11 protein-coding genes are annotated in these 11,303 nt (G+C 65.0%); 5 read left to right on the top strand and 6 right to left on the bottom strand.

Annotation, left to right across the window (positions count from 1 at the left end):
* Positions 1-403: 403 nt before the first annotated feature.
* Together QWY79_RS13475 and rlmM are read left to right on the top strand one after the other, a co-directional pair.
* The gene (locus QWY79_RS13475) at positions 404-1,975 is read left to right on the top strand and encodes a BCCT family transporter (protein ID WP_290273729.1); all 1,572 of its coding nucleotides are present in this window, start codon (positions 404-406) and stop codon (positions 1,973-1,975) included.
* Between the two features lie 120 nt (positions 1,976-2,095).
* Positions 2,096-3,184, top strand: a complete 1,089-nt coding sequence (gene rlmM / locus QWY79_RS13470; RefSeq protein ID WP_141321271.1) for a 23S rRNA (cytidine(2498)-2'-O)-methyltransferase RlmM — start codon at positions 2,096-2,098, stop codon at positions 3,182-3,184.
* Positions 3,185-3,214: 30 nt separating this feature from the next.
* On the opposite strand, the gene QWY79_RS13465 is transcribed toward rlmM, so the two are convergent.
* Positions 3,215-3,502 carry an antibiotic biosynthesis monooxygenase family protein gene (locus QWY79_RS13465; RefSeq protein WP_141321269.1) on the bottom strand — a complete coding sequence of 96 codons (288 nt, stop codon included), beginning with the start codon at positions 3,500-3,502 and terminating at the stop codon, positions 3,215-3,217.
* Positions 3,503-3,561: 59 nt separating this feature from the next.
* Here QWY79_RS13465 and tusA point away from each other — a divergent pair, with 59 nt between their 5' ends.
* Entirely contained in the window at positions 3,562-3,813 is a 252-nt protein-coding gene (gene tusA, locus QWY79_RS13460; protein ID WP_290273724.1) for a sulfurtransferase TusA, read from the top strand.
* A gap of 23 nt (positions 3,814-3,836) precedes the next feature.
* On the opposite strand, the gene QWY79_RS13455 is transcribed toward tusA, so the two are convergent.
* The 3 genes from QWY79_RS13455 to QWY79_RS13445 all read right to left on the bottom strand — a co-directional run bounded on the left by QWY79_RS13455 (position 3,837) and on the right by QWY79_RS13445 (position 7,137).
* Positions 3,837-4,535, bottom strand: a complete 699-nt coding sequence (locus QWY79_RS13455; RefSeq protein WP_290273722.1) for a hypothetical protein — start codon at positions 4,533-4,535, stop codon at positions 3,837-3,839.
* A 141-nt stretch (positions 4,536-4,676) separates the two neighbouring features.
* A complete protein-coding gene (locus QWY79_RS13450) occupies positions 4,677-5,654 on the bottom strand; it encodes a DUF3080 family protein (protein WP_290273719.1) in 978 nt (325 codons plus the stop codon).
* Between the two features lie 31 nt (positions 5,655-5,685).
* Positions 5,686-7,137, bottom strand: coding sequence for an MATE family efflux transporter (locus QWY79_RS13445; RefSeq protein WP_290273714.1), 1,452 nt, complete (start codon positions 7,135-7,137; stop codon positions 5,686-5,688).
* Between the two features lie 151 nt (positions 7,138-7,288).
* Between QWY79_RS13445 and QWY79_RS13440 the strand changes: the two genes are divergently transcribed.
* Positions 7,289-7,852 carry an elongation factor P hydroxylase gene (locus QWY79_RS13440; protein ID WP_290273712.1) on the top strand — a complete coding sequence of 188 codons (564 nt, stop codon included), beginning with the start codon at positions 7,289-7,291 and terminating at the stop codon, positions 7,850-7,852.
* Positions 7,853-7,858: 6 nt separating this feature from the next.
* On the opposite strand, the gene QWY79_RS13435 is transcribed toward QWY79_RS13440, so the two are convergent.
* Both QWY79_RS13435 and QWY79_RS13430 read right to left on the bottom strand, forming a co-directional pair.
* Positions 7,859-8,341 carry a hypothetical protein gene (locus tag QWY79_RS13435; RefSeq protein ID WP_290273710.1) on the bottom strand — a complete coding sequence of 161 codons (483 nt, stop codon included), beginning with the start codon at positions 8,339-8,341 and terminating at the stop codon, positions 7,859-7,861.
* A gap of 2 nt (positions 8,342-8,343) precedes the next feature.
* The gene (locus QWY79_RS13430) at positions 8,344-9,231 is read right to left on the bottom strand and encodes a TatD family hydrolase (protein ID WP_290273708.1); all 888 of its coding nucleotides are present in this window, start codon (positions 9,229-9,231) and stop codon (positions 8,344-8,346) included.
* Between the two features lie 114 nt (positions 9,232-9,345).
* Between QWY79_RS13430 and QWY79_RS13425 the strand changes: the two genes are divergently transcribed.
* A complete protein-coding gene (locus tag QWY79_RS13425) occupies positions 9,346-11,286 on the top strand; it encodes an ATP-binding cassette domain-containing protein (protein WP_290273706.1) in 1,941 nt (646 codons plus the stop codon).
* Positions 11,287-11,303: the final 17 nt, after the last annotated feature.

Below are 11,303 nucleotides of genomic sequence, written 5' to 3'. Positions count from 1 at the left end.
ATGCGAGAGTAGGTCATCGTCAGGCACTTACATGAAAAATCCCCCGGGCCTTCCCGGGGGATTTTTTTTGTTCGAGTGTCGGAACGATGACCTGGCCTTACCATGCGAGCGTAGGGTGAGCGCCGCTCGGACAAGGCAGAGCCTTGTCAGGCGCGAACGGGCGAGGTGGAAAGCCGCGTAGCGGCGTCCCGAGCCCAGGCTCAAGGCCACGCAGTGGCCGCAGAGGCGTCAGGCATCTATTCCAGACATGAGCCGGGCGTGTTTCTGCATCTCGAGAGCACCCCGTCCATTTGTTGCTGCCGGTTGCTCGAATGCTGCCGTCCGAGAACCGTATTCACATGCCATGGATGGCGACCTTGCCAGTGTGCCACCTCCCGACTACACCCTGACCGACGAGATCTGCATGACGGAAACTGACGATACAAGACCTGCCCACAAGTTCGGCGACCCGCTGGTGCTTGTTCTGAGCGTGGGGTTCATTCTGGCGTTTATCGGCCTGTCGATATATGACATCGAGATGGTGGCGCAAGGGGTGTCCACCGGCTTCGCCTGGACCGCCAAGACCCTGGGGAGCTATTTCCAGCTGCTGCTGTTGCTGACCTTTGTGGTGGCCATGGGACTGGCGTTCACTCCTGCGGCAAGCGCCAGGGTAGGGAGGCTGGAGAATCCCGAGCTGAGCACTTTCAAGTGGCTTTCGATCATCATGTGCACCCTGCTGGCCGGGGGCGGGGTCTTCTTCGCCGCGGGTGAGCCTGTCTATCACTTCATCGTGACCCCGCCGGCATTCGCGACCGAGGCGGGAACGGCCGAGGCAATTGCCGGTGCTCTGGCACAGTCCTTCATGCACTGGGGGTTCCTGGCCTGGGCTGTACTAGGTTCCCTGACTGCCGTCGTGCTGGCTCGGGCGCATTATGATGAAGGCCACCCCTTGCAGCCGCGTACTCTGCTGATGCCGGTGCTCGGCAAGCGCCTGGTCAGTGGCGCGCTGGGTGGTGTCATCGATGCCGTGTGCGTGATTGCCGTCGTCGCAGGCACGGTCGGGCCGATCGGCTTTCTGGCGACGCAGGTCAGCTTTGGCCTGCATGACCTGTTCGGCCTGCCGGAAGGATATGGCACCCAGTTGAGTATTCTGGTGGTGCTGGGCGTGGTCTATGTCACTTCGGCGCTGACAGGCGTGCATCGTGGTATCCAGGTGCTCAGTCGTTTCAATGTCTTTCTGGCCCTGGCCATTGCGCTGGTGATCTTCATCTGCGGGCCGACGCTGTTCCTGGTGGACGCCTATACGCAGGGCTTCGGCGAGTACCTGTCCTCCTTCTTCAGCATGGCGACGATGACCTCGCAGACGGCACCGGACTGGTGGATGCAGTGGTGGACCGTCTTCTTCTTTGCCTGGTTCATCGGCTATGGTCCGTTGATGGCGATCTTCGTGGCGCGCATTTCGCGTGGTCGCACCATTCGCCAGATGATCCTGGCGGTCGCGGTGATGGCGCCGATCGCCACGACGGTCTGGTTCACGCTGCTGGGTGGGTCGGGGATCCACTATCAGCTGACAGGGGCCATCGAGCTGGCCGAAGCCTTGAACAACTTCGAGTTCAACGTGGCGACCCTGACCGTGGCTCAGGCCCTGCCGGGAGGCACCATGATGGCCGTGGCGATTCTGGTGCTGACGACCATTTTCGTGGCCACCACCGGGGACTCGATGAGCTATGCCATCTCGGTGGTATGTTCCGGGCATGATCAGCCGAGCCGGCTGGTGCGTGCCTTCTGGGGAATCACCATGTCGCTGATGGCGGCCATCCTGCTGTACATGGGCTCGGGCCAGATTGATGCATTGCAGCAGTTTATCGTCATCACGGCGATTCCGGTTTCGCTGGTGTTGCTGCCATCGCTTTGGACCGGGCCGCAGGCGGCCAGGGCCATGGCCCTCGAGCAAGGGCTGCTGGGTAGCCCGCGCGGCGCCAGCGCAAGTCAGTAAACCCGGCATCGAGCGTCGTGCTGGCGGCGCTCGACCTGTTAGGATAACGGCTTTACCACGTTCAGGCCGCGCCTCGGCGGATGATGGAGGCGCAAGCTGGTATTGAGCAGAGGAACCGCCGTGTCGAACCCTGTCCCGCCCCGGAATGTTCCCAACGAGCTGCTGCTTTACTGCCGGCCCGGTTTCGAGGCCGATCTGGCAGCGGAGGTGATGGAGAAGGCAGAGCACAGTGGTTTTGCTGGATCACCATACTGCCAGCAGGATGCGGGGCATGTGCGTTTCGTCATGCCGCCGGGTGAGCCTGCCAATGCACTTCATCGCGCCCTGCCTCTGGCCGCTCTGGTCTTTGCCCGACAGAGTCTGGTGGCATTGCCGCCCTTGCAGCTGGATCGGTCGGATCGCTTGAGTGCGATCATCGAGCAGGTGCGTGACAGTGGCTGGAGTGCCGAGTCTGTATGGCAGGAGACGCCGGATACCAATGAGGCCAAGGCACTGGCCGGGTTGATCAAGTCGTTGAAGCGTCCCCTGGAAGGCCAGCTGCGCAAGGCCGGCGTACTGCGCCGCAAGGCGGGCGGACGCCGTCTGCACTTGCTGTGGAGCGATGGGGATCGCGTGCAGCTGGGCATGAGTTTTCCGGGAAATCGCAGCGAGCAGCTGGGTGGCATTCGTCGTCTGCGCTCACCTTCGCGAGCCCCCAGCCGTTCGACGCTCAAGCTCGAGGAGGCGTGGCACGAGTTCGTGCCGGCCGCTCAGTGGGCCGCTCGCTTGAGTGATGGCATGCAGGCGGCCGACCTGGGCGCGGCACCGGGAGGCTGGACCTGGCAGCTGGTGCAGCGGGGCATGCAGGTCTTTGCCATCGACAATGGCCCGATGAACGCGGATCTGATGGCTACCGGCCTGGTCGAACACTTGCGCGAGGATGGCTTCGTGTGGACGCCTCCGGCGCGTCTCGACTGGCTGGTCTGTGATATCGTCGACAAGCCGTCCCGAGTGATCAGCATGGTCGAGCGCTGGCTGATACACCGTTGGTGTCGCGAGGCAGTGTTCAATCTGAAGCTGCCCATGAAACAACGCTGGCAGACGGTGTCCGACGGGCTGGCACGTTTGTCGGCATCGCTCGAGCGTGCCGGCGTGAAGGCTGAACTGAGCTGCCGCCACCTCTACCATGATCGGGAAGAAGTGACGGTGCACGTGCGGCTCATCGACTGAGTCGCCCTGACGTCCGTCGTGGGCCGAACGTCAGTAACTCGGCTCGTAGATGCGGATGCGTTCCGCTTCCGTGAGCAATGGCTGCAGGCGCTGCATGGCTCTGGCGCGTTGCTCGCTGTTGGCCCAGTCCTTCCAGGCACGCAGGTCCCGCCACTTGGTGATCACCAGACGGCGATCGCTGTAGCCCTGCTCGACCAGTGTCTCGCCACTGACAAAACCGGTGGCGCCGAGTGACTGGCGTATGGCCTCGCGGGCAGCTTCCTCGTACTCTTCCTCGAGGCCGGGCATGATGCGACGTTCGATAATGACCTTGATCATCCAGCCAGTCTCCCTGTTTTCCTTTCGACACGGTGTGTTGCGACACGATGAGGTTATCGATGAATGATTCTGCGGATTCCTTGCCTGACTGTCATGCGGAATTGGACACAACGGGGCTGTACTGTCCCGAGCCGATCATGTTGATGCACAACAAGGTGCGCGACATGCAGGCCGGCGAGGTGCTCAAGGTGGTCGCCACGGATCCGGCCACGACGCGCGACGTGCCCAAGTTCTGCGGATTTCTGGGCCACGAGCTGATTCATCAGTGCGAACGGGCGGACCAGTACCTCTACTTCATTCGCCTGGGCTGAATCCGGCGCCCCATACCCGGATGCTACTCCTCTTCCGGCATGACCATCAGCGCCAGGGCCTCCAGGGTGGCGGGGTCTTCCTGGCGAATCCGGTTGGCGATCTGGCGCTGGAAGAAGTACACCATCCGATGGCGGCTGTGGCCGGTGTAAAGGCAGGGGTCGCCGGGCAGAATGGGTGTGCTCTCGATCTGCGTCTCGTCGGCCAGCAGGGCCTCCACGCCGCCATCACTGTAGAGCCGCCAGCCGAAGACCTGCTTGAGCTGCCAGGGCATGTCGTCCTGATCCATGCACAGGGCATGGGTACCCTGGGTATCCGGCAGTTGCTGAATCAGCGTGGGCTCGTGCGTGGCTTCATACTCGAAGTAGGCCGCGGCCTGCTCGAGCTCGAGCACCTTGTGCTCGGGCGCTTGTTCGAACAGCTCCTCGGTTTCCGGGTCACGATAGCCGATGAAATGGCCATGCTCGGGGTCATCGAGCTGCTGGCAGGGCGTGAGCTGCTCCATCCACGGCACCAGGCCGACGACCCGGCCGTCTTCCCTGAGCCCCCAGGCGAGCAACGGCATGCCGTAGTAGGTGCCGGGCTCCGCGGGCAGCTGGTAGACCATTTCCAGGCCGTCCAGTTCGGGTGAGAGGCGAATCAGGCGCCGCCTGGCCGCCTGGCGTTGGCGCATGGTTTCCAGGTCGATGACCTGGGCGGGGCGGGGTGACATCGGGATACCCATAACGTCCCTCCTGCTGCGTGATCGGTCGGCTGCGCTAACGTCTCTCCATGTTTCATCAATAGCACAGAGTCATGACCGCGTTAAGCCCCCGGGACGCACGGAGGCATCACGTCACCTGGCATCCGCCATGCATGCAGGGGGTCAACGGCACTGCTCGGCATACGCGCGGCGCAGCTCGCGATGATGTGCCCGCGCCGCACGCATCGAGGGCAGCGGGGCCTGCGGGTTCTCGAGTGACAGCCAGGCGTGGCGATAGGCGGCCACGGCCGCCGGTGGCGTGGGCGGGTGTGCGTCGATCAGGTCGCCAAGGGCGCTCAGCCAGCGGCTGGCCTGCCGGTCGAGGCGCGTCAGCCATTCTGCCAGGGGAGCCATGTCGGGCAGCTCGGCGGAGCAGACAGTGGGGCGGGCCAGGGCCCGGTCAAGCAGTGACGAGGCCTCCGCGAGGCGTTGCTCGACCAGCAGCAGGGCACGCAGGATTTCGGCGGTCAGCGGGCGTTGGCGCAGGGTGTTGAGGTGGCCTTCCAGGGTGGTGGAGTCGGTGGTCCAGTCCGGATCGAGCTGATGTTGTGCGGCCGTGCGCAGGTAATTCAGTGCGGGCAGCTGGGTGTCCACGGCCGGCAGCGCCGCGGGCGGCAGCGGTGAACTGGCGCGTGAGAAACTGTCGACCCATTCGCTGGAGTCGAACAGCGCATTCCAGCTGGCCCGAGGCAGGTGCTCCGTCTTCAGGCGCGTCAGCCGGTCGAGACGCTGGCGGTCCTCGGCATCCAGCGACTCGGGGATCGAGGTGTCCTGGCAGGCGTGCAGCCGTCGCCACAGCTCGAGTTCATACAGCCAGCGCTGGCTGGGGGCGGCCACCTTGCCCAGCTGATTGTTGCGCCTGGCCACCAGGTTGCTGATGTGACAGTCGCGCAGCGCATAGATGTCGGTCAGGCCCTCGCGGATATCCGGCAGGGAGAAGCGGCGTGCCTGACGCTCGGGAAAGCGCCCGATATTGCGCGGCGTGGTAGTTGGCGGCGATGCGACGTCCAGTGCCTCGGCGAGGCGCTGTTGATAGTGTTGCAGGCGCTGCTCGGCGGCTCCCTGGCCGCAGCCTGCCAGCCAGGTGCAACAGAGCACCACGAGCAGGAGCCGCCAGGGCGTCGTGCGGCGATCAGTCCGTCTGCGGGATATCTTCTTTACCAAGGGCCACCGCCTTGCTGCGTCGTCTCAGGCGCTCGCCCAACAGGACAGCGGCCACGGTCAGGCCGGCGATCAGCCCGATCCAGTAGCCGTGCACGCCCAGGGGCGAAACAGCATTGAAGAGTCCATGCATGCCGAGCAGATGGCCGCCACCCAGGCCCACCAGCCAGTAGGCCAGCAGGGTGATCAGCATGATCACCCGGGTGTCCTTGTAGCCGCGCAAGGCGCCGGCCAGGCCGACCTGCAGGGAGTCCGAGACCTGAAAGATCATGGCCAGGCCGATCAGCGACAGCGTCAGCTGCTGGACGGCCGCATCATGGGTGTATAGCGCCACCACCGAGCTTGCCGTGGACCAGAGTATCAGGCAGTTGAGCAGGGCGACCAGGAAGGCGATCAGGATGCCGTTCCAGGCAATCAGGCGCGCCCGTTGCGGACGGCCCTGGCCGAGCGTGTTGCCGACCCTGACCGTCAGCGCCATGCCCAGTGACAGTGGCAGCATGAACAGCAGGCTGGTGTAGTTGAGTGCCACCTGGTGAGCGGCCACGGTGACTTCCCCGAGGCTGGCGATGAACAGGGCGATCAGGGTAAAGAGGGTGACCTCGACGAAGATCGCCACCCCGATCGGCACGCCGACATGCAGGAGTTCCGCGATCAGCCGCCAGCGCGGCGGTGCCGGCTGGCACCAGAGTTCGACATCGCCATAGGCACGGCTGAGTCGGGTGTAGAAGGCCATGGCCAGGCCCATCAGCCACATGGACAGCGCCGTGGCGATGCCGCAACCCATTGCCCCCAGAGCAGGAAGTGCCTGCAGGGCATCCGGCAGCCCCTCGCCGAGCAGGGCCGTCAGGCCGTCGCCACCATAGATCAGGAGGTAGTTGCTGGGAATGTTGACGGCCAGGCCGACCAGGCTGATCCACAGCGCAGGGCGCGTGTGATTCATGCCATCGGAAAACGAGCGCAGTGTCTGGAAGATGGCGACCCCCGGCATGCCGAAGCCCACGGCGGCGAGATAAGCCGCGGCACGTTCGGCGACCTGATCCGGAACGCCCATGACCGCGAAGATCGGCCTCACGGTGGTCCACAGGAGTACTGCCGAGAGCAGTCCCAGGGCAAAGCCGATCCACAGGGCCTGATGCACCTGGATACGGATGGCGTGCCGCTGCCCGCCTCCCAGCAGATGGGCCACCACCGGGGTCAGCCCCATGAGCGTGCCGGTCATGAAGAGCATCAGCGGCATCCACAGGCTGGAGCCGACCGACACCGCCGCCAGGTCCGTGGCGCTGAGTCGGCCGGTCATCATTACATCGACGACACTCATCCCGGCCTGGGCAAGCTGGGCGCCGCAGATGGGCAGTGCCAGCCGGATCAGCGGCAGGGTGTCCTGGCGTGACACCCTGAGCAGGTCGCGTATGAAATGAACCACGGTGGATGCTCCATGCAACTGAGGACGGGCCCGGGCGCCATCTTGCCGGGGAAGCCGCACAGTTTATCAGCGCTCGGCGGTTTTCGCTGCCATTCCGGGGTCGCTATACTGGGTGACGGATTTTCTCCGCGAGTCGTGTTCTGGAGCCCTTGTGACGCATCATCTCGATGACATCATCGCCCTGTTCGATGGCCTCTTCATGCCCGGCTACCAGACTCGGCTGGTGCGGGGAGAGGACGAGCCCCTCTACCTGCCGGCGGATGCGTCCAGCCCCTGGCATCGGGTGATCTTCGCCCATGGCTTTTATGCCAGTGCCCTGCACGAGATCAGCCACTGGTGCATCGCGGGCGCGCGTCGACGCCAGTGGGAGGATTATGGCTACTGGTATCAGCCGGATGGCCGGGATGCCGAGCAGCAACGCGAGTTCGAGTCGGTGGAGGTGGCGCCCCAGGCCCTGGAGCTGCTGTTCAGCCGGGCCTGCGGCCTGCCGTTCAATGTCAGTGTCGACAACCTCGGCGGCCAGGCCGACGTCGATCGTGATGCCTTCCGGGCCCGGGTCGAGGCCCGGGCCGCACGCTACGCGACGGAAGGGCTGCCGTTGCGGGCGAGGGCACTGCATGAGGCCCTGATGACCTTCTATCAACAGGCCGGCAGTCGTCAGGCAGCGATCGCCGCCGGACTGAACTGCCTCGCGGAAGCGGCCGAAGCCGTGTGAGCCCCCTCAGACGTCATCCTGCTGGACCCGTAGATGCAGGGCGAGCATGACCTGGATCTCTTCCTCGGGCCGCATGGGCTCCAGCCCCAGCTCGCTGAACAGCTCGCCGCGCGCGCGGTACCATTCGCCGGGCGCCAGGTTCGGGTAAAGGCTTTCGGCCGGGGCGAGTTCGACAAAGGGATCCATGCCGTAGGTATGGAAGAGGCGCGACAGGGCGGCTTCATCATAGCCGACGCCGGCCGTGTACAGCGTGCCGTTGAAGTGGTCGGTCTCGAGCTCGCGAATCACGTCCAGCGGACTCACGCCCAGACTGTTCAATTCTTCCAGACTGTATTCGCCCAGGGCCACCAGCTCGTCCTCGAGCCAGTCATTGTCCGGCTGAATCAGGGTGTGCTTGACGCGTCCATCCGGCAGGGTCCAGGCAATCGAGAGGGGCAGTTCGCCGTCGTTGCCGGTCTCGATGGCGATGAATGCAGGCATGTCCGTCATGATCAATGTCCCTCCTTCGAGGGGCGGGTCGGGGTGCCTTGCGCTTCCAGCTGAAAGAAGCGCTGAGCCGTGGTGGTAGTGGCCGCTGCCATTTCGGCTTCCGAGTTGCCGCGCCAATGGGCGATTTCGCGGACGATCCAGGGCAGCAGGGCCGGTTCATGGCGCCTGCCCTTGAGCTTGGCAGGCAGGTTGCGTGGCAGCAGGTAGGGGCAGTCGGTCTCGACCATCAGGCGCTCGAGGGGGATGTCGCGCACCAGGTCGCGCAGATGGTGGCCGCGCCGCTCATCGCACAGCCAGCCGGTCAGTCCGATGTGCAGGTCCAGGTCCAGATAGCGGTGGAGCGAGCGCTGCTCGCCGGTAAAGCAATGGACCACGGCCCGGCTGATATCATCGCGCCAGGCGTGCAGGATCTGGTGAAGGCGCTCCCCGGCATCCCGCTCATGCAGAAACAGCGGCAAGCCGCTCTCGGCGGCGAGGCCGAGCTGGGCTTCCAAGGCGCGTTCCTGCTCGGCCGGGGTCGAGAAGTTGCGGTTGAAGTCCAGCCCGCACTCACCGACCGCGACGACCTCGGGGCGGCGCTGCAGTTCGCGCATCCCGGCTTCCATGGCGCTGGACCACTCACTGGCGGCATGCGGGTGCAGACCCGCGGTGGCATACAGTCCCGCATGTTCGCGGGCCATGGCCGAGGCCTGTTCGGCATGCGCCAGGTCCGTGCCGGTCAGGATCAGGGTGTCGACGCCGGCTTCACGGGCGCGCTGCAGCGTCGCCGGCAGGTCGCGGGCGAAGCTGTCATGGGTCAGGTTGGCCCCGATATCCACCAGCGGGGCCGGTGAGCGGAACCTCAATGCCTCGGGCAGGCCAGTGTCCTGAGTGTCGGTCGTCTCGGCCAAGGCGGCGTCCTCCTCTACAACGATCGCGTATTGTACCTGTCGTCGATGGGATGGGGCCACGTCGGGGCGGTCATGCGTTACACTGGGCGACTTGATGAATCTGGAGGTGTTTGAGTGACGCTGTTACGTCTGGAACGGCTGCAACTGGCCTACGGCAACCAGGTACTGCTCGATGACGCCGAGCTGGTGCTGGAGAAGGGAGAGCGCCTGGCGCTGGTAGGCCGCAACGGTACCGGCAAGTCGACCCTGCTCAAACTGGTATCGGGCGAGATCACGCCGGACAGCGGCGATATCTGGCGAGCCCCTGGCCTGAAGATCGGGGTCCTGGCCCAGGATCTGCCCGATGCCACGGGTGCGACCATCTTCGATGTGGTCGCTCAGGGGTTGCCCGAGGCCGGTGAGCTGTTGTCGGAGTATCACCATCTGATACAGGCCGACGACCCCGACATGTCGCGCATGGCGAAGCTGCAGAGTCGTATCGAGGCCATCGATGGCTGGTCCTTCCATCAGCGCATCGACGTGGTGCTGACGCGCCTGGGGCTGCCGGAAGACGCCGAGATGTCAGGCCTTTCGGGTGGCTGGCGGCGGCGTGTGGCGCTGGCGCGTGCCCTGGTCGCCGAGCCCGACCTGCTGCTGCTCGATGAGCCCACCAACCACCTCGACCTGGACACCATCGCCTGGCTGGAAGAGCAGCTTTCGGCCTTCAATGGCGCCGTGCTGTTCATTACCCACGACCGGGCCTTCCTGTCGCGGCTGGCCACGGCGATCCTCGAGCTGGATCGCGGACGGTTGGGTCGCTATCCCGGCGATTACGCCAGGTATCAGGAGCAGAAGACCCACGAGCTGGAAGTCGAGGCGCGCGAGAATGCCGAGTTCGACAAGAAACTGGCTCAGGAGGAATCCTGGATTCGGCAGGGCATCAAGGCCCGGCGCACGCGCAACGAGGGCCGCGTCCGGGCGCTCGAGCAGATGCGTCGCGAGCGCAGTGAGCGCCGCGAGCGTCAGGGGCGTGCCAATCTGTCCGTGGACACCGGCGAGCGCAGCGGCAAGCGGGTGGTCGAACTCGAGCAGGTGACGCAGCGCTTCGGCGATGACGTCATCATCGACAATCTGAACATCGAGATCCAGCGCGGTGACCGCATCGGCTTCATCGGCCGCAACGGGGCCGGCAAGACGACATTGCTGAAGATCCTGCTCGGCGAACTGGAGCCCACCGAGGGCAGGGTGCGTGTCGGCACCAAGCTGCAGGTGGCCTATTTCGACCAGCTGCGCGCTGGCCTCGAGCCGGAGAAGACGGTCTACGAAAACGTGGCCCTGGGCAGTGACCGGGTCGAGGTGGGGGGACGCGACCGCCATGTCATGAGCTACCTGCAGGACTTCCTGTTCACGCCCGATCGCGCTCGTCAGCCGGTGAAGGCGCTGTCGGGCGGTGAGTCCAACCGCCTGCTGCTGGCGCGGCTGTTCACTCAGCCGGCCAATGTGCTGGTTCTCGACGAACCGACCAATGACCTGGACGTCGAGACCCTGGAGCTGCTCGAGGAACTGCTGTTGAGCTTCGACGGCACACTGCTGCTGGTCTCCCATGACCGGGCCTTCATGGACAACGTGGTGACCAGCGTGGTGGCCTTCGAAGGGGCCGGTAAAGTGCGCGAGTACGTCGGTGGCTACAGCGACTGGGTGCGTCAGGGCGGCAGTCTGCCGCCGGCCCCCTGGGAAGGAGCGGCGCGCCAGCATGCCGAGCCGGTATCCGCCGGTGACGCCGGTGGCTCGCGCAAGGCAGCGTCGACCCCGGCCACGCCGTCACGGTCGGCGGAGCCCAGGCGGGCCAAGCTGTCCTACAAGCTGCAACGCGAACTGGAAGGCCTGCCCGCCGAGATCGAACGCCTCGAGAATGAGGTGGCGGAATTCGAGCGTCAGGTGGGCGACCCGGCCTTCTATCAACAGGCATCCGATACGGTCAGCGAGACCCTGCAGGCGCTCAACGACAAGCAGGCCGAGCTGGATACGGCCATGGAGCGCTGGATGGAGCTCGAGGCCATGGCGGCCGGCGAGTAGCCCTGACACCCCCGGCC

Origin of the sequence: Halomonas sabkhae (assembly GCF_030409265.1) — a bacterium.
Taxonomy (GTDB): domain Bacteria; phylum Pseudomonadota; class Gammaproteobacteria; order Pseudomonadales; family Halomonadaceae; genus Halomonas; species Halomonas halmophila.
Note: the sequence above shows the minus strand (reverse complement) of the source record. Positions and strands in the feature narration are given on the sequence as shown.

Bases quoted from the DNA above. Each gene is read 5' to 3' on its own strand.
- QWY79_RS13455 (WP_290273722.1), bottom strand. From the start codon at position 4,535: ATGGGTATCCCGATGTCACCCCGCCCCGCCCAGGTCATCGACCTGGAA.
- tusA (WP_290273724.1), top strand. From the start codon at position 3,562: ATGAATGATTCTGCGGATTCCTTGCCTGACTGTCATGCGGAATTGGAC.
- QWY79_RS13465 (WP_141321269.1), bottom strand. From the start codon at position 3,502: ATGATCAAGGTCATTATCGAACGTCGCATCATGCCCGGCCTCGAGGAA.
- QWY79_RS13475 (WP_290273729.1), top strand. From the start codon at position 404: ATGACGGAAACTGACGATACAAGACCTGCCCACAAGTTCGGCGACCCG.
- QWY79_RS13435 (WP_290273710.1), bottom strand. From the start codon at position 8,341: ATGACGGACATGCCTGCATTCATCGCCATCGAGACCGGCAACGACGGC.